At 70.5% G+C, this 17,439-nt stretch carries 19 protein-coding genes; 7 read left to right on the top strand and 12 right to left on the bottom strand.

Annotation, left to right across the window (positions count from 1 at the left end; all coding sequences use genetic code 11):
* Nucleotides 1-3 precede the first annotated feature (3 nt).
* The 9 genes from tsaB to AB0C28_RS44645 all read right to left on the bottom strand — a co-directional run bounded on the left by tsaB (nt 4) and on the right by AB0C28_RS44645 (nt 8,245).
* Entirely contained in the window at nt 4-651 is a 648-nt protein-coding gene (tsaB, locus tag AB0C28_RS44685) for a tRNA (adenosine(37)-N6)-threonylcarbamoyltransferase complex dimerization subunit type 1 TsaB (RefSeq protein WP_357862499.1), read from the bottom strand.
* A gap of 67 nt (nt 652-718) precedes the next feature.
* On the bottom strand, nt 719-1,258 hold the full coding sequence (locus AB0C28_RS44680) for a class F sortase (protein WP_358081942.1): 540 nt from the start codon (nt 1,256-1,258) through the stop codon (nt 719-721).
* Between the two features lie 3 nt (nt 1,259-1,261).
* Nucleotides 1,262-1,954: a hypothetical protein gene (locus AB0C28_RS44675; RefSeq protein WP_346110087.1), complete on the bottom strand. Its 693-nt coding sequence runs from the start codon at nt 1,952-1,954 to the stop codon at nt 1,262-1,264.
* A gap of 168 nt (nt 1,955-2,122) precedes the next feature.
* Entirely contained in the window at nt 2,123-2,584 is a 462-nt protein-coding gene (gene tsaE, locus AB0C28_RS44670) for a tRNA (adenosine(37)-N6)-threonylcarbamoyltransferase complex ATPase subunit type 1 TsaE (protein WP_357862503.1), read from the bottom strand.
* 78 nt (nt 2,585-2,662) lie between these two features.
* Nucleotides 2,663-3,715 (bottom strand): alpha/beta hydrolase, encoded by a 1,053-nt coding sequence (locus tag AB0C28_RS44665; RefSeq protein WP_357862505.1) that lies wholly within the window; start codon nt 3,713-3,715, stop codon nt 2,663-2,665.
* Nucleotides 3,716-3,760: 45 nt separating this feature from the next.
* Nucleotides 3,761-4,894, bottom strand: a complete 1,134-nt coding sequence (gene alr, locus AB0C28_RS44660; protein WP_358081939.1) for an alanine racemase — start codon at nt 4,892-4,894, stop codon at nt 3,761-3,763.
* Between the two features lie 125 nt (nt 4,895-5,019).
* A complete protein-coding gene (locus AB0C28_RS44655) occupies nt 5,020-6,471 on the bottom strand; it encodes an NAD(P)H-hydrate dehydratase (RefSeq protein WP_358081937.1) in 1,452 nt (483 codons plus the stop codon).
* 3 nt (nt 6,472-6,474) lie between these two features.
* Complete coding sequence (locus tag AB0C28_RS44650; protein WP_346110082.1) at nt 6,475-6,825, bottom strand: holo-ACP synthase; 351 nt, start codon at nt 6,823-6,825, stop codon at nt 6,475-6,477.
* Nucleotides 6,826-6,838: 13 nt separating this feature from the next.
* Nucleotides 6,839-8,245: an alkaline phosphatase PhoX gene (locus AB0C28_RS44645; protein ID WP_358081934.1), complete on the bottom strand. Its 1,407-nt coding sequence runs from the start codon at nt 8,243-8,245 to the stop codon at nt 6,839-6,841.
* Nucleotides 8,246-8,438: 193 nt separating this feature from the next.
* Between AB0C28_RS44645 and coaA the strand changes: the two genes are divergently transcribed.
* The 6 genes from coaA to AB0C28_RS44615 all read left to right on the top strand — a co-directional run bounded on the left by coaA (nt 8,439) and on the right by AB0C28_RS44615 (nt 13,863).
* A complete protein-coding gene (gene coaA / locus AB0C28_RS44640) occupies nt 8,439-9,341 on the top strand; it encodes a type I pantothenate kinase (RefSeq protein WP_357862562.1) in 903 nt (300 codons plus the stop codon).
* A 169-nt stretch (nt 9,342-9,510) separates the two neighbouring features.
* Nucleotides 9,511-10,437 (top strand): DUF389 domain-containing protein, encoded by a 927-nt coding sequence (locus AB0C28_RS44635; RefSeq protein WP_357862513.1) that lies wholly within the window; start codon nt 9,511-9,513, stop codon nt 10,435-10,437.
* 40 nt (nt 10,438-10,477) lie between these two features.
* A complete protein-coding gene (locus AB0C28_RS44630) occupies nt 10,478-11,386 on the top strand; it encodes an ABC transporter ATP-binding protein (protein ID WP_358081931.1) in 909 nt (302 codons plus the stop codon).
* Nucleotides 11,379-12,236 (top strand): ABC transporter permease, encoded by an 858-nt coding sequence (locus tag AB0C28_RS44625; RefSeq protein WP_357862517.1) that lies wholly within the window; start codon nt 11,379-11,381, stop codon nt 12,234-12,236. Before AB0C28_RS44630 ends, AB0C28_RS44625 begins: the two co-directional genes overlap by 8 nt.
* A complete protein-coding gene (locus AB0C28_RS44620; protein WP_357862519.1) occupies nt 12,233-13,147 on the top strand; it encodes an ABC transporter ATP-binding protein in 915 nt (304 codons plus the stop codon). The genes AB0C28_RS44625 and AB0C28_RS44620 overlap by 4 nt, the downstream gene beginning before the upstream one ends.
* Nucleotides 13,147-13,863, top strand: coding sequence for an ABC transporter permease subunit (locus AB0C28_RS44615; protein WP_346110076.1), 717 nt, complete (start codon nt 13,147-13,149; stop codon nt 13,861-13,863). Before AB0C28_RS44620 ends, AB0C28_RS44615 begins: the two co-directional genes overlap by 1 nt.
* Nucleotides 13,864-13,912: 49 nt before the next feature.
* On the opposite strand, the gene glmM is transcribed toward AB0C28_RS44615, so the two are convergent.
* The 3 genes from glmM to rplM are packed head-to-tail and all read right to left on the bottom strand — an operon-like array spanning nt 13,913 to nt 16,264.
* The gene (gene glmM, locus AB0C28_RS44610; protein ID WP_357862522.1) at nt 13,913-15,268 is read right to left on the bottom strand and encodes a phosphoglucosamine mutase; all 1,356 of its coding nucleotides are present in this window, start codon (nt 15,266-15,268) and stop codon (nt 13,913-13,915) included.
* Between the two features lies 1 nt (nt 15,269).
* Nucleotides 15,270-15,794, bottom strand: coding sequence for a 30S ribosomal protein S9 (gene rpsI / locus AB0C28_RS44605; RefSeq protein WP_357862524.1), 525 nt, complete (start codon nt 15,792-15,794; stop codon nt 15,270-15,272).
* Between the two features lie 26 nt (nt 15,795-15,820).
* Nucleotides 15,821-16,264: a 50S ribosomal protein L13 gene (rplM, locus tag AB0C28_RS44600; RefSeq protein WP_106236123.1), complete on the bottom strand. Its 444-nt coding sequence runs from the start codon at nt 16,262-16,264 to the stop codon at nt 15,821-15,823.
* 306 nt (nt 16,265-16,570) lie between these two features.
* Here rplM and AB0C28_RS44595 point away from each other — a divergent pair, with 306 nt between their 5' ends.
* Entirely contained in the window at nt 16,571-17,326 is a 756-nt protein-coding gene (locus AB0C28_RS44595; protein ID WP_357862526.1) for a CAP domain-containing protein, read from the top strand.
* Nucleotides 17,327-17,439 lie beyond the last annotated feature (113 nt).

Raw genomic sequence — 17,439 nt, 5'->3', positions numbered from 1 at the left:
GTTTCACGCCGTCACCTTCTTGGGCGCGCCGGGCACGACGGCGTCGGGTCTGCGCAGGTAGATCGGTCGCGGGGGGTCGAGCGGCACGCCCTCGCCGAGCCGGAGCGCGGCCAGAGCGGCCAGGGCGCCGGCGTAGGGGTAGGGCGGCGCGTCGCCGCCGTCGCCGAGCAGGTCGGGGTAGAGCCCGGCGCCCGCGCCGACGACCGGCAGGCCCTGGACGGGCACGTCGGCGGGCCGGTCGACGAAGGGGCCCTCGGCGCGGGTGCGGCAGTCGGTGTAACGCGCCCAGAACACCTCTTTGCGCCGCGCGTCGGTGGCCACCAGGAAGGGCTCACCGAGCCCGGAGGCGTACGCGACGGCGTCGAGCGTGCAGATCCCGTACGCGGGCACGCCCAGCGTGGTCGACAGGCCCTGGGCGGTCATCAGCCCCACCCGGAGCCCGGTGTAGGGGCCCGGCCCGCTGCCGGCCACGACGGCGCTCACGTCGCGCAGCCGCGCGCCCGCCTCGCTCAGCACGGACTCGATGGTGGGCACGAGCAACTCGCCGTGGCGCCGGGCGTCGATCGTGGTCGACTCGGCGAGCACGCGCTCCCCGTCGTGGAGCGCGGCGGTGACGGCGGGGGTTGCGGTATCAAAGGCCAGGACCAGCACGACTGTTTAGCCTACCCGCCGCCGGGGTCGTGCCTGGCCGGTACGCGGTTTCACGCCTGTCCGGCGCTCAGACCTGGGAGGCGTACACGATGATGTTGTCGAGATATTCGCCCGTGGCGTAGTCGAACTTGCCGCCGCAGGTGACCAGCTTCAGCCCGTCCTCCAGGTAGACCCGTTCGCTGGGGAAGCTGTCCTTGTGCACCTGCTCGATCGAGTCCACCTTGTACGACACGACCTTGCCGTCGCTGCGTTCGACCTTGACGGTCTGGCCCTTGCGTAACTGCCTGAGCTTGTAGAAGACGGCGGGCGCGGTCTTGGTGTCGACGTGGCCGATGATCACCGAGGGGCCCTTCTCGCCGGGCACCGCGCTGCCGGTGTACCAGCCGGCCACCTTCGGCTTCTCGTACGGCGGCAGCTCGACCTCGCCGTTCTTCTGCAGGCCGAGCTTCATCAGCTGGGCCTCGACCTCGATCGAGGGAATGTCGATGCTCTTGGGTACGACGACGGCGGCGGGCTTGGTCGTGCCGGTCTCCATGTTCTTGCCGAACATGACCAGCACCAGGCCCGTGACGGCGCCCGCGAGCACCACCCGTCCTGCTCGGGCCATGGGTCAGGCCCGGTTGCGCCGCTTGACCGCGAAGCCGATGCCTCCGGCCAGGGCCAGGGCGATCAGCGCGCCGGCCGGGCCGAGCGGGATGGAGGACTCTTCCGAGGCGTCCTGGGCGTACGTGCCGCCGCCGCCGGCCCGTGGGGCCCTGGTGGGCACCGTACGGGTCGGCTCGGGCTCGGACTCGGCCGCGGCCACCCTGAGCGTGGCCCTGCCGATGTCGTTGGTGCCGTCGCACTTGACGTCCACGCGGTAGCTGCCGCGCCGGATCGTTCCCGAGACCTGCGCCTCGCCGCGCACCCACGGGGAGCCGGCGGTCGTGCCGGTCGGGGTGGGGCTGGCCGAGGCCGCCGGGACGGGGTTGAGCGTGACGCCGTTGACGAACGCCCTGGAGGTGGCCGTGCCGGTGTGGGCGGGGCCGCCGGTCGGGACCGGGCAGTTGGCCAGGATCCACACCCTGGACGTCTCGCCGGCGGTGACGCGGTCGGGGTTGAGCTGGACGTTGATGGTCGGCCTGGTGGTGGTCGTCCGCGGGGTGGCGGTCGCGGTGGTCGTGGGTGAGACGGTGGTGGTGGCCGTGCCGCTGGGCGTGGCGCTCGGTGTGGCTGTTGGATCGGAATCGGCCGAGGCCGTGCAGCCGGTCAGACCGACCACGACGATGGCTCCCGCGTACGCGACACGCCTGACCCTGAGCACCGGCCGCACCCCACTTTGCCGTCTTACAACCCAGCATCCACCAAAATTGTGGATGTCGCCCCTCCTGATACCCAGAAATTCTGGGCGAATCCCTGACCAACGATCATGATTTAAATCATCGGCCCGGTACGTCAAGGGTGCCAGCCATACCGGGCTTTGACCGTCGTTTTACTCTTCTGGCGGATCAGACGGCGTGTCGCTCCACCGGGAGCCCACGCCGCGCAGGGTCACAATGCGGGCCTCGTCGCCCGCCTCGCGGTCGATGTGGATCTCCAGCCGGTCCTCGGCCAGCCCTTCGACCAGGCCCTCGCCCCACTCGACCACGGTGACCGAGTCTTCCAGCGAGGCGTCCAGGTCGAGATCGTCGACCTCCAGGTCACCGCCGAGCCGGTAGGCGTCCACGTGGACGAGCGGCGGGCCCTGGCGCAGCGAGGGATGCACCCTGGCGATCACGAACGTGGGCGAGGTGATCGGGCCGCGTACTTTCAGCCCTTCCGCGATGCCCTGCACGAGCGTGGTCTTGCCGGCGCCGAGCGGGCCGGACAGGACGAGCAGGTCTCCCGGGCGCAGCCTGGCGGCCAGGCGGGCGCCGTAGGCACGCATGTCTTCCGGTGTGGCCAGTCGTGTCACCGCTCTCCCCCCTTCGTACCAGGCGTGACCAGGCGCGTCACAGCCCTGCCCCCTTCTCGTCGGATGCGCTCCGGCACGTCACAGCTCCACCCGCTTCAGCAGGTCGCGCAGCGCGTCGTTGACGACGCCCGGCCGTTCCAGCTGGATCAGGTGCGAGGTGTCGGGCACCTCGGTGAGCTGGGCCTTGGGCAGCGCGGCCGCCATGGCCTTGCTGTGGTCGGGCGGCGTCAGCCAGTCGCGGTCGCCGACCAGGATCGCCGTGGGCACCGGATCGAGCACGTCGAGGGCGGAGAGCTTGTCGTGGTTCATCAGCGCCGGGTAGAAGTCGGCGACCACCTCGGTCGGGGTCGCCCTGATCATCGACTCGGCGAAGTCGACCACGGTCGGGCTGACGTTCTTGGAGTCGCCGAAGCCGACGAACCGGGTGATCAGGAACGCGATGTCGCTGCCCGCGTGACGGGCCCTGTCGGCCAGGGCGCCCCGCTTGCCCAGCATCGACACGGTGGTGGGAGCCACCTTGTGCACGACCTTGGACAGGATCGCGGGCAGGCCCAGCGTGAGCTCGGCGAGTTTGCCGGCCGAGGTCGAGATGAGCGACACCGCGCGGATCTTGTCGCCGAACAGGCCGGGGCGGCGGTCGGCCAGCGCCATGATCGTCATGCCGCCCATGGAGTGGCCGACCAGCACGCACGGGCCGGGCACGAACTGCTCGATCACCTCGGCGAGGTCCTCGCCCAGGCGGTCGATCGTGCTGTCGTCGGCGCCGGCCCGCTGGGAGCGCCCGTGGGAGCGCTGGTCCCACAGCACGATCCGGTAGTTTTCCCGCAGGTCCTTGCGCTGGTAGTGCCAGGATTCGAGGTTGAGGCAGTAGCCGTGGCAGAACACGACCGTCAGCGGCGCGTCGTCGGGACCGTCGATCACGATGTGCAGCGCCTTGCCGTCGGAGGTGATGAGGGTGCGTTCCCTGCCGCGCAGCTCGCCGAACGGCTCGCTCGCCTCGGTGTCGGGGCGCAGCCTGATGCGGCCGACCGCGTAACGCTTGGCCAGCGCCGCCGCCGCGACACCGGCGGATGCCGCACCGACGAGCGCGCCGGCGATTCCCACCCTGCGCCGTGTTGTCGTCGTCGTCATGTCCCCGATCCTTCTCCGCTCATGGCAGCCGCGATGTGCCCGCCGTCACCCTCGATAGACCCTGGGCACCCGCGCACCGATCCTGGTCACGATCTCATGCGTGATCGTGCCGAGGGAATCCGCCCACTCCTGAGCGGTCGGCTCGCCGTCGTCGCCCGGCCCGAACAGCACGACCTCGTCACCTGCCGCCAACGGGGCGTCGCCCATGTCGATCATGAACTGGTCCATGCACACCCGGCCGGCGATCAGCCTGCGGCGCCCGCCCGCCAGCACCTCGGCCCGCCCCGTCGCGTGCCGGAGTATCCCGTCGGCGTACCCGAGCGGGACGAGGCCGAGCGTGGTCTCGCGGTCGGTGGTGTAGAGGTGACCGTAGGAGACGCCGGAGTCTTCAGTGACCCGCTTGGCCAGCCCGACCCTGGCCACGAGCGTCATCGCCTGCCTGAGGCCGAAGTCGCCCAGCTCGGGGACGGGGCTCAGGCCGTACATCGCGATGCCGCTCCTGACCATGTCGTAGCGGGCCTCGGGCAGCGTCATCGTGGCGGCCGAGTTGGCGATGTGCCTGATCACGTGGGAGCCGCCGGCGCCGGCCTGCTCGGCCAGCTTCAGCGCCGTCTCGAACGCCTCCAGCTGCCTGGCGATCGACGGATGCCCGGGGATGTCGGCGCAGGCGAAGTGGGACCAGAGGCCGGCGATCTCGACGACGCCCTCGGCGCGCAGCTCCAGCGCCCTGGCCAGCAGCGCCGGCCAGGCGGCCAGCGGCGAGCCTCCCCTGCTCATGCCGGTGTCGGCCTCCAGGTGCAGCGTCGCGGTGCGGCCCGTGCGGCGGGCGGCGGCGGCGATCTCGTCGAGCAGCCGCACGTCGGAGGCCGACAGCTCGACGTCGTGGGTCAGCGCCTCGTCGAGCGGCTCGTCCGGGGTGATCAGCCAGGACAGCACCGGCGCGGTCATACCGGCCTCGCGCAGCGCGAGCGCCTCCCTGATGAACGCGGTGCCGAGCCGGCTCACCCCGGCGCGCAGCACGGCCTCGGAGACCGGCACCAGGCCGTGCCCGTAGGAGTCGGCCTTGACCGCGGCCATGAGCTCGGCGCCGCCGGCGGCTTCCTTGATCAGGGTCACGTTGTGCCTGATGGCGGCCAGGTCGACCCGTGCCTCGGCGGGCGTGGCGGGCGGAGAGTACATCCTTCTAGTGTGGCAGCTCGCGCACGTGCTCGGGCGCCGTTCTCACCGCCGGCCTCTTCGAGACGGCGCTGGTCACGGCCCTCAGTCCTGTCACGAGGGCGCGCTGGTCGCAGCCCTCGGGCCCGTCACGAGACCGCGCCGGTCACGGCGCGGATCGCCGCGGGAACCGCCGTGGCCACGTCGGCCGCCGCCAGGGGCGCGCCGTCGGCGGCCAGCCGACCGGCCACGCCGTGCAGGAACGCGCCGCACGAGGCGGCGTCGTAGCAGCTCAGCCCCTGGGCGAGCAGCGCGCCTGAGATGCCGGCCAGCACGTCGCCGGTGCCGCCGGTGGCCAGCCAGGAGGTGCCGGTGACGTTGACCCGTACCGGCCGCGCGTCCTCGGCCACCACCGTGGTCGAGCCCTTGAGCAGCACGGTCACGCCCAGCTCGGCCGCCGCCCGGCGGACGTGCGCGAGCCTGGCCGCCTCGATGTCGTCGCGCTCGGCCCTGATCAGCCTGGCCAGCTCACCCGCGTGCGGCGTGAGCAGCACGGGCGCGTCACGGCGCAGCAGCCCGGGGTCGCGCGCCACCAGCGTCAGGGCGTCGGCGTCGACGAGTACGGGCACGCCGGAGCCGAGCACCCTGGCCGCCAGCTCGTGCGCCCAGTCGTCGGTGCCGAGCCCGGGGCCGAGCACCCAGGCCTGCACCCGCCCGACATGATCGATGGTGGGCTCGTCCAGGGGCGTCACCACGGCCTCAGGCCAGTGGGCGCGCACCTGGGCGACAGGCCCTTCGCGGCCGGCGTAACGCACCATGCCGGCGCCCGCCCGCAGCGCGCCCCCCACCGCCAGCACGGCGGCGCCGGTGAACTGGTCGCTGCCCGCCGCCACCCCCAGCACTCCCCTGCGGTATTTGTCCGACTCAGCGCCCGGCCTGGGCATGAGGGCGTCCACGTCACCGCCGCTCAGCGCGGCGACGTCGGGATCGGGCACGTGGTCGCCCAGCCCGATGTCCACCAGCCGGACGTCTCCCGCGTAGGAGGCGCCAGGATCGACCAGCAGCCCCGTCTTGTACGCCCCCATGGTCACGGTCACCTTGGCCCTGACCGCCGCGCCCGCCACCTGCCCGGTGCTCGCGTCCACCCCGCTGGGCACGTCGACGGCCACGACCGGCCCAGGGGCCGCGTTCGCCGCCTCGGCCAGGCGCGCGTACGGCTCACGCAACGCCCCTGAGGCGCCGATCCCCACGAGTCCGTCGATGATCAGGCCGGCCCGCCCGAGCTCATGCGCCTCGACGACCCGCCCGCCCGCGTCGAGCAGCGCCCGCAGCCCCGCCTCGTGCGTCTTGGACCCGGCCAGCACGGCGCCCACCCACGCGCCCCGCCTGGCCAGCCGCTCGCCCGCGTAGAGCGCGTCACCGCCGTTGTCACCGCTGCCGACGAGCAGCACGACCCGTCTCCCGTAGACCCGCCCGAGCAGGTCGGCACAGACGGCGGCGAGCCCGGTGGCCGCCCGTTGCATGAGCGTCCCCTCGGGCAACAGCGCCATGAGCGCGTGCTCAGCGCCTCGGATCTGATCAGCGGTATAGGCGGTCTTCATGTTTCACCCTTCGGCGATCACGTACGCGATGGCCACGCCCGCGTCATGGCTGAGTGAGACGTGCCACCGCTTGACCCCCAGCTCGTACGCCACCTCGGCCACCTTCCCCGAGACGCGCAACTCGGGCTTGCCCAGCTCATCACAGTGAACCTCGGCCTCCAGATGACCAAGCCCCTTCGGCGCGCCGAGCGCCTTGGCCACCGCCTCCTTGGCGGCGAACCTGGCGGCCAGGGAGTGCACCGCCAGCGGCCGCTCGACCTCGGTGAACAGCCGGTCCCTGAGCTGCGGCGTACGATCGAGCGCGGCCTCGAAGCGGGCGATGTCGACGACGTCCACGCCGATTCCCAGGATCATCGTCCCAGCCTACTCAGAACGGCCCGCGCTCCCACGGACCCCAGATCGCGATCGACATACCCTGTCTGGCCTGCACGTTGACGTAGAGCGTGTGACCGCCGGGACCGAACGTGGAGCCGGCGAACTCGGCGCCCGCGTCGTCGGCGATCGGCTGCAGCCGGCAGAAGTCGAAGATCTGCCCCGCCTTGCTGAGGCCGCGCAGGTAGTTGTCGCCGTCGCCGTCCTCGCACAGCACCAGCGTGCCGCGCCTGCTGGCGGTGACGTTGTCGGGCAGGTCGAGCACCGACGCGCGGGGCGATTCGTAGGCGAGCTTGAGCCGGCCGCTCCACGTCTCGTACGCCCACACCTGCCCGCGCCCCTTGCCGAACCCGTCGGGCGCGGTGTCGCCCGGCGCGGTGGCCCCGCCCTGGGTGGAGACGAAGTAGATCGTCCCCTGATGGTGGACCGCCCCCTCCAGCCGGGAGAAGATCGCCGCGCCCTTCCGCCTGCCCTGCTTGCCCACGGCCTGGACGGCCACGTCGTTGGCCGGCCTGCCGGTGAAGTCGGGGTCGGGGTCGTCGATGTCCACCCACGTGGCCGCGTACGTGGCACCGGGCTCCTGCCCCTCGGACAGGTCCTTGCGCTCCGCGCCCTTGACGGCGAGCATCTGCAGCCGGCCGCCGTCGAGCAGCCGCCCCGCCAGGATCGGATGCTTGGGCGGCAGGTAGCGGTAGAAACCGGACGGGAAGCCGAAGTTGTCCTCGGTCAGATAGATGGCGCCGGAGGAGGGGTCGAAGGCGGCCGACTCGTGCGGGAAGCGTCCGGCGGCCCTGATCGGCCTGGCGCTGGCGGCGCGCCCGATCGGCACCTCGAAGAGGTAGCCGTGCTTGCGCGTCAGCTTGGAGTTGTCGCCGCCGGAGAAGTCGTCGCCCACGTCGGGCCCGTTGACGGTCTCCTCGCAGGTCACCCAGGCGCGCCAGGCCATGGGGCCGCCGGAGCAGTTCATCATGGTGCCGGTGAGCGAGGGCGCGCTGGTGATCACCTCGCCGTAGCGGGTGACGCGCAGCGTCGAGGTGCCGCCGCCGGCCATCGGGTCGTACGCCTTGTCCCTGTCGCCGAACGCGCCCACGGGCCCGTTGACCTCGTGGTTGCGGATCAGCACGGTGCTGCCCTTGGGGCCGGAGAAGGCCGCCATGCCGTCGTGCCTGCCCGGCACCGTGGACCCGTCGTCGAACTTGTCGCCGGCCACGCTGAACGAGCGGTATTTGAAGCCGTCGGGCAGGTGCAGCCGCACCTTGCCGTCACGCAGGTCCTTGACCGGGCGCAGCGGGCCGTAGCCGGACACGGGCTCGGCCCCGCCCCTGGCTCCGGCGCAGGCGACCCCGGCGAAGGGCCCGGCGATGCCGGCGACGACGTTGGAGATGAAGCGACGACGGTCCACGGATAACCTCCCGTCCGGACAGTAGCCGCCCGCGATCCGTTTCAGCACGGCTTCGGCAAGACCAGTTCTCTTTCCCCGACCGGAGTCGCGGTAATCCCACGTCTTCGTCCACAGGCTGTGGATCGAGGGGTGACCCCCGCCCATGATCCGATTCGTCCCGCATCGCTACGCTGCCTAGGTGAACAACGGCTACGTGGACCTGAGCAGGGAGCAGTGGAGCGAGCTCCGCAAGAACACGCCCTTGACTCTCACCGCAGACGAGCTGGAAGAACTACGCGGCCTCGACGACCCCATCGACCTCACCGAGGTCACCGACATCTACCTCCCCCTGACCCGGCTGCTCAACCTGCACTTCACCGGGTCCAAGCAGCGCAGCAGCGTGCTGAGCGCGTTCCTCGGCCATCCCGAGCATCGCGTCCCCTACATCCTGGGCATCGCGGGCAGCGTCGCGGTCGGCAAGTCGACCACCGCCCGTCTGCTGCACACCCTCCTCGCCCGCTGGCCCGAGCACCCGCGCGTGGAGCTGATCACCACCGACAGCTTCCTCTACCCCAACGCGATGCTCGAATCCAGGAAGATCATGCATCGCAAGGGCTTCCCCGAGAGCTACGACCGGCGGGCCCTGGTCAGGTTCGTGGCGGAGGTGAAGGCGGGCGTGCCCGAGGTGCACGCACCCGTCTACAGCCACCTTGAGTACGACATCGTCCCCGGCGCCAAACAGACCGTGAAAAATCCTGACATCTTGATCATCGAAGGGCTCAACGTCCTCCAGCCGGCCCCGCCCACGTCCCTCGCGGTCAACGACTACTTCGACTTCTCCATCTACGTGGACGCCAAGGTCGAGGACATCCGCACCTGGTACGTCGACCGCTTCCACAAACTGCGCCGTACGGCCTTCGAGGACCCGAAGTCGTACTTCCGGCACATCGCGGAGATGTCGTACGAGGAGGCCACGGCCTTCGCGGTGAACGTCTGGCGCGACATCAACGAGCGCAACCTGATCGAGAACATCGCCCCCACCAGGGGCCGCGCGGACCTCGTCCTCAAGAAGGGCGCCGACCACTCGGTACGGCGGGTACGCCTCCGCCAGACATGAAGACCTCCTCGAACAGGTAACGCCCGAACCTGCCCGCACACTCCTGGTCGTCGATGTCGGCGAACCAGCACTCCTCACCATGGTCGTGACATATGAACGCGATCATGCGAAAAAGCCTCGCGTATCCGCGTCAACACATCGTCAACGTCCGATCGACGACAATGGTCACGTGCTGCATCTGCGACTGATCGTCCCCGCCGCGCGCACCGACGAGGCGACGGCGGTGTTGGAAGACTGCCCCGGCGTCACCAACATCGTCGTCCTGCCGGGCGCGGCCCGCGACCCGCGGGGCGACGTCGTGCTCTGCGACGCGGCCAGAGAGTCGGCCAACGAGGTGCTCGGCCGGCTGAAATGGCTGGAGACCGAGGGCTCCATCGCGGCCGAGCAGATCGAGCTGTCGCTGTCGGAGGCCGCGCGCGACGCCGTCCACGAGGCGCCGGGCGAGCCGGACGACGCGGTGATCTGGGAGCAGTTGTCGCAGAAGGTCTACGCCGATTCCCGCATCACCTGGGCCTACCTGGCCTTCCTGGCCATCGCCACCCAGCTCTCCGGCATCGCCGTGCTGCAGGACTCCATCATCCTCATCGTCGGCGCGATGGTGCTCGGGCCCGAGTTCGGCGCGGTCGCGGCCATCTGCTTCGGCCTGCTGCACCGCAACGGCCACCTGGTCGTCAACGCGCTCAGGACGCTGGTGGTCGGGTTCGGGGTGGCGATGGCGATCACGTACGCGTGCGCGCTCGTCTCGTACTGGCTGGGCTGGATCGTCCCCGGCGACCTCGACACCAGCGCGGAGTTCCAGTTCATCGTCAAGCCCGACCGCTGGTCGTTCATCGTCGCGCTGCTGGCCGGCGCGGCGGGGGTGCTGTCGATCACGGCGGGCAAGTCGTCGGCCCTGATCGGCGTGTTCATCTCGGTCACCACGGTCCCCGCGGCCGGCTACGTGGCGGTCGCCTCGGCGCTGGGCGACTGGAGCGAGGTTTCCGGCTCGGTCGCCCAGCTCGCGCTCAACCTCGCGGGGATGATCATCGCGGGCACTCTCACCCTCCTGGTCCAGCGGAAATTCTGGCCTCAAGTAGGACGTCGTTCATCCGTCTGACCGAGGCGCTACGCGTGAGCACCCCGGTAGTGTCCGGCTCATGCACATCCTCGCCACCGAGGGGCTGACCAAACGCTTCCCCGCCGTCACCGCGGTCGACCAGCTCACGGTCACCGTGGGCCCCGGGGTCACCGGTCTGGTCGGGGCGAACGGCGCCGGCAAGTCGACGTTGATCAAGATCCTGCTGGGCCTGCTGCCGCCGTCCGGCGGCGGCGCGCGCGTGCTCGATCTCGACGTCACCGCGCGCGGCCCCGACATCCGCAGGCTCGTCGGTTACATGCCCGAGCACGAATGCCTGCCCCCCGACGTCTCCGCCACCGAATTAGTCGTTCATTTCGCCCGGATGTCCGGGCTGCCCCGTACGGCCGCACGCGAGCGCGCCGCCGACGTGCTGCGGCACGTCGGGCTGGCCGAAGAGCGTTACCGGCCCGTCGGCACCTACTCCACCGGCATGAAGCAGCGGGTCAAACTGGCCCAGGCGCTCGTCCACGACCCGAAGCTGATCTTCCTCGACGAGCCCACCAACGGGCTCGACCCGCGCGGGCGCGACGAGATGCTGACGCTGATCAGGCGTATCGGCACCGAGTTCGGCATCAGCGTGCTGGTCACCTCCCACCTGCTGGGCGAACTCGAACGCATCTGCGACCACGTGATCGTCATCGACGCGGGGCGGCTGCTGCGCTCGTCCGCGATCGGGGAGTTCACGCAGGTCACGCAGACCGTCGAGGTCGAGGTGGACGAGGGTCTCGACGACCTGGCCGCCCACCTGTCCGCCGGTGGCCAGACCGTCTCGCGGCAGGGACGCCTGCTGGTGGTCAAGGTGACCGGGCCCGAGTCGTACGACGCCATCCGCGACGCCACCGCCGAGCTGGGCCTGTGTCTCATCCGCCTCGAACAGGGACGCCACCGCATCGAGGACGTCTTCAGGGACGAGGTCGCACATGTCTGAGATCTACGACATCGGGTACCGCCACTACGACGGCCCCCGGCTCGGCCGCGGCTACTCGACCCGGGCGCTGACCGTGCACAGCCTGCGCGGCGTCTTCGGTCTCGGCCGCCCCGCGCGCAGCAAGATCGTGCCGTTCGCGCTGGTCGGCATCATGTTCATCCCCGCGATCGTGAGTATCGCGATCATGGCCCTGGCCCAGCAGCGCGGCATCCCCTACAGCGGCTTCGCGGTCGTCATGCAGGCCGTGGTGGCGATCTTCTTGGCCGCGCAGGCCCCTGCGGTCGTCGCTCCCGACCTGCGCTACCGCGTGCTGCCGCTCTACCTGTCGCGGCCGGTCTCGATCACCGAGTACGTCGGCGCGAAGGTCGCGGCGATGACCATGGCGGTGTTCGCGCTGATCGCGGCGCCGCTCACGCTGGCCTACGTGGGTGAGCTGGTGGTCGACATGCCCGGCCCGCCGGCCACCGGCGAATACCTGGGCGCGATGCTGATGGCGCTCGTGCTGGCCCTGCTGCTGTCGGCGTTCGGGCTGGCGCTGGCCTCGTTCACGCCGCGGCGCGGGCTCGGCGTGGCCTCGGTGATCACGGTCTACCTGCTGTCGTCGGCGTCGGTGCCGGTGATCTACGCCACCTTCGCCGAGACCGGCAACGTGGAGACGGCCAAGTGGGCCTGGCTGGCGAACCCGTTCTGGCTGGTCGACTCCGTCCAGAGCTGGCTGTTCGGCACCCCGCCGCACTCCATCGAGGGCGACTACCCCAACGGGCCCGCCTCGGCGTTGCTCCTCGTGGTGCTGATCGCCGTCGGCCTGCTCGCCCTGGCGCTGCGCTACAGGAAGGCGGCCGCGCGATGAAGATCGAGCTCTCGCAGGTTTCCCGCTGGTACGGCAACGTCGTGGCGGTCAACGACGTCACGATGACCATCGGCCCCGGCGTCACGGGGCTGCTCGGGCCGAACGGCGCGGGCAAGTCGACGCTCCTGCACATGATGGCCGGCTTCCTGGCCCCGTCGGGCGGCTCGGTCACGCTGGACGGCACCAGGGTCTGGAAGAACCACCATATTTACCGAAATATCGGCCTAGTTCCTGAAAGAGAGGGCGTGTACGGCTTCCTGACCGGCTGGCAATTCGTCCTCTCGGCCGCCCGCCTGCACAACCTGCCCGACCCGATCGAGGCCGCCCGCAAGGCCCTGGCCACGGTCGAGATGGAGGAGCCGAAGGACCGGCGCGTGGAGACGTACTCCAAGGGCATGCGCCAGCGCGTCAAGGTCGCCGCCGCGCTCGTCCACGACCCGGCCGTGCTCCTGCTCGACGAGCCGTTCAACGGCATGGACCCGCGCCAGCGCCTGCACCTCATGGACCTGATCCGCACGATGGGCACGGGCGGCAAGACGATCCTGTTCAGCTCCCACATCCTGGAGGAGGTCGAGCGGGTCGCCCAGCACATCGAGGTGCTGGTCGCGGGCCGGCACGCGGCGTCGGGCAACTTCCGCGAGATCCGGCGGCTGATGACCGACCGGCCCCACCTGTTCATGATCCGATCGAGTGACGACAGGCGGCTGGCCGCGGCCCTGGTCCGCGACGACTCGACCGGCGGCATCACGCTGCGCCCCGACGGGCTGGAGGTCCAGGCCACCGAGTTCCGCCGCTTCGCCCGCCTGCTTCCCCAGGTCGCCAAGGCCGAGGGCGTGCGCCTGCACCAGGTCTCCCCGGCGGACGAGGACCTGGAGAGCGTCTTCTCCTATCTGATCAACAGGAGCAGCTGATGAACACCGTCGTAGCGGGCATCACCTACCGCGCCCTGCTGGGCCGGCGGCGGATCATCCTGCTCCTGCTGCTGCCGGCGGCCCTGATCGGCCTGGCCGTGCTGCTGCGCCTGTTCAGCGCCGACGACCAGGCCACGACCGTGCTGCTGATGAAGAACTTCGCGATCGGCACCATGCTGCCGCTGCTGGGCCTCATCGCGGGCACGGGCGTCATCGCGCCGGAGATCGACGACGGCACGATCATCCACCTGATGTCCAAGCCGATCTCCCGCCCGGTCATCGCGCGGACGAAGTTCCTGGTCGCCGCGTCGCTGCTGGCCGTGTTCGCGGCGGTGCCGACGTACGTGGCGGCCTGGATCCTGGTCGGGAACGAGGACGGCATCGCGCCCGGGTTCGCCCTGGGCTCGCTCGTGGCCGGCATCGCGTACGCCGCCGTCTTCCTGCTGCTCGGCGTGGTCACCCGGCACGCGGTCACGATCGGCATCATCTACGCGCTGGTCTGGGAGAGCCTGGTGGGCAACCTACTGGCCGGCGCCCGTACCTGGTCGATCCAGCACTGGGGGCAGTCGATCGCCGCGCAGCTCTCCGACTCGCCGTTCTTCCAGGCGGACGTCTCGCTGAGCTTCGCGATCCCGGCGCTGATCATCGTCACCGTCGGCGCGGTCCTGTGGGCCGGGCAGCGGCTGCGCGCGTTCTCCCTGACCGGCGACGAGTGAGAATGACCGTCCATCGGGCGCGCCGAGGCGCCCGATGGACGGTCGTTCGTCAGACGCAGGCCGTACGGACCACGTCGGCCAGGCGGCCCGCCACCTGCGTGGCGTGCTCCTCCGACGCGGCCTCGACCATGACCCGGATCATCGGCTCGGTCCCGCTCGGCCTGATCAGCACCCGGCCGGCCTCGCCCAGCTCCGCCTCCGCCTCCGCGACGGCCGCGACGAGCTCGGGCACCGCGGCCTTGCCCCGGTCGACGTCCTTGACGTTGATCAAAATCTGCGGCAGCGGCGTCATCACCGAGGCCAGCTCCTTCAGCGGCACGCCCGACTTGGCCACCACGCCCAGCAGGTGCAGGGAGGTGAGCAGGCCGTCGCCGGTGGTGGCGTGGTCGAGCATGATGACGTGCCCCGACTGCTCGCCGCCCAGGTTGAAGCCGTCGGACTTCATCCGCTCCAGCACGTAGCGGTCGCCCACCGAGGTCTCCACCACGGTGATCCCCGCATCGCGCATCGCCAGCTTGAAGCCCAGGTTGGACATCACGGTCGCGACCACGGTGTCCTTGGCCAGCAGGCCCTCGCCGTGCATGGCGGCGGCCAGGACGGCCATGATGTGGTCGCCGTCGACGACGGCGCCGGTGTGGTCGACCGCGAGGCAGCGGTCGGCGTCGCCGTCGTAGGCCACGCCGAGGTCGGCCCCGCGCGAGATGACCACCTGACGGAGCTTGTCCAGGTGGGTCGAGCCGTGGCCGTCGTTGATGTTGAGCCCGTCGGGCCTGGCGCCGATGGCCTCGACCCGCGCTCCCGCGCGCACCAAAGCCTCGGGCGCCACCATGTGGGCGGCCCCGTGAGCGCAGTCGACCACGACGTTCAGGCCGTCGAGGGCCGCGGTCATCGTGGTCAGCACGTGGGAGATGTAGCGGTCGGCCTCACCGTACGCGTCGCGCACGCGCCCGACGCCGGAGCCGACGGGGAAACTCCACTCCTCGCCCAGCCGCCGCTCGATCTCGTCCTCGACCGCGTCGGACAGCTTGAAGCCGCCGCGCGCCAGGAACTTGATGCCGTTGTCGGGCGCCGGGTTGTGCGACGCCGACAGCATGACGCCGAGATCGGCGCCGAGCGCGGCGGTGAGGTGGGCGACGGCCGGGGTGGGCAGCACGCCGAGGCGCAGCACATCCACTCCAGACGCCGCGAGGCCGGCGACCACGGCGGCCTCGAGAAACTCTCCCGAGGCACGCGGGTCCCGGCCCACGACCGCCACCGGCCGGTGTTTACCGGATCCGGTGGCGGAGAACGCGCCTGCATCGCCGAGGACGTGAGCGGCCGCCACGGACAAGTCCATGGCGAGCTCCGCCGTGAGGTCGCGGCCCGCGACCCCACGTACCCCGTCGGTGCCGAAAAGGCGCGCCAACTTAGCGCTTGCTGTACTGCGGAGCCTTGCGGGCCTTCTTGAGGCCGTACTTCTTCCGCTCCGTGGCGCGGGCGTCACGGGTGAGGAAGCCGGCCTTCTTCAGCGGCGGGCGGTTGACCTCGACGTCCAGGACCGCCAGGGCGCGGGACAGGCCCATGCGCAGCGCGCCGGCCTGGCCGGTCACGCCGCCGCCGTCGATGCGCGCGATGACGTCGAACGCCTCCTCGGCGCCGAGCACCACGAAGGGCTCGTTGACGATCTGCTGGTGGACCTTGTTCGGGAAGTAGGCGTCCAGCGAACGACCGTTGATCGTCCACTTGCCGGTGCCGGGGACGATGCGCACGCGGGCGATCGCCTCCTTGCGGCGACCGGTGCCGTACGAGTTGCCCGTCGTGACGGGCTTGCGCACGGGCGCGTCAGCGCTGGCGGTGGATTCGGTGGTGTACTCGGACGGGAACTCCTCGCCGGAGAAGTCCTCCACCTCGGCCGTCTCTACGACCGTCTCGACACCAGTGGGCTCAGCCACGGTTCTCCTCTAACTCTTTCGAACTACTACTGGGCGATCTGGGTGATCTCGAACGGCACCGGCTGCTGGGCCTGGTGCGGGTGCTCAGAACCCGCGTAGACCTTCAGCTTCTTGGCCATCTTCCGGCCGAGGGAGTTCTTCGGCAGCATGCCCTTGACGGCCTTCTCCACTGCCTTGTCGGGCCGCTTGTCCATGAGCTCGCCATAGCTGACGGAACGCAGACCGCCCGGGTAGCCCGAGTGGCGGTACGCCTTCTTCTGCTCACGCTTGTTGCCGCTCAGCGCGATCTTGTCGGCATTGATGACGATGACGAAGTCACCGGTGTCGACATGGTTCGCGAAGATCGGCTTGTGCTTGCCGCGGAGCAGGGTCGCGACGTGGCTGGCCAGCCGGCCCAGCACGACATCGGTCGCGTCGATGACGTACCACTGACGCTGGACGTCGGCGGGCTTCGGTGAGTACGTGCGCACGGTCGTAGCCTTCTTTATGCTCGCGTCTTCGGCGCTGTCGGATGTGACAGCTACATTGGTCGGTCGGTGCGGGCACACGACGGCCCGGACCTTCCGTCTCCGCAACACGGGAGATGACGCCGGACGCGCCGCGCATTGGTCGCGCTGGACCTATGCACACAACGAACCTAAGCTACCCGCCCTGAGGCGCGCAGGTCAAAAGACCGGTAACCCTGTGCGAGTCTACCTGACCGCAGAACGGTTCGATTTCGTTTCCCTGGGACCCCTTCTTTCCCAGGACCAGACATCCCTATCGTTGGCGGCGGTATGTGGCAGAACTCTCGCACCCGGCAAACCCAGCGCGGCCATCGGCGCCGGAGTCACCTGGGTGTGCTGGCCTGCCTCATGGCCGTGCTCTTCACCGGCGTACTGATCGGCCGGCTGACCACCGACCCCGACCCGGCCCGCCACGTCTACCTCGACGAGACCGCCCCGCCCGCGGCCGCCACCGCCAACCCCGCGCCGACGGCGGCGAGGAAGGCGCAGCAGCTCGAAAGCATCCCCAGGGGCGTCACGACCAGGAAACTGCCCAGCGGCGCCCCGACGCCCCGGCCGACCAGGTCGTCGAAGGACCAGATCCCGGGCTTCGCCTCGGAGGACCGTACGCGGGTGCTCGGTGGCGAGGACGGCGGCGTCCAGGTGCTGGCGGGCGTCGCCTCGCGCGTGGTCTCCCTGACGAACTCGGCCAGGTCCAGGCGCGGTTGCGCGCCGCTCAGGGTGGACGGCGGGCTCACCCGCTCCGCGCGTACGCACTCGCTGGAGATGGCCCGCACGGGGCAGCTCTCGCACAACTCCCCCGACGGCGCCTCGCCGTGGGACCGGATGGAGCGCGCCGGATACCGCTGGGGCGCCGCCGAGAACATCGGCGCCGGCTACCGCACCGCCGACGAGGCCGTACGCGGCTGGCTGGACAGCCCCGACCACCGCAGGAACATTTTCGACTGCCGCCTGCGGGCCATCGGCGTGGGCGTCGCGTCGGGCCCCGGCGGCCCCTGGTGGACCCAGGACTTCGGCACCCAATGACATCACCCCCGGCGGGGGTCCGATTCCTCCCCGCCTTCAGGCCAGGATCTCCTCAGAGGCATCTGATGACAAACATCACGGTAGTGTCGCCGCATGGTTTCCAACGGCGATAG

This window comes from Nonomuraea sp. NPDC048892 (assembly GCF_040649735.1).
In the GTDB taxonomy this organism is placed as follows: Bacteria; Actinomycetota; Actinomycetes; order Streptosporangiales; family Streptosporangiaceae; genus Nonomuraea; species Nonomuraea maheshkhaliensis.
Note: the sequence above shows the minus strand (reverse complement) of the source record. Positions and strands in the feature narration are given on the sequence as shown.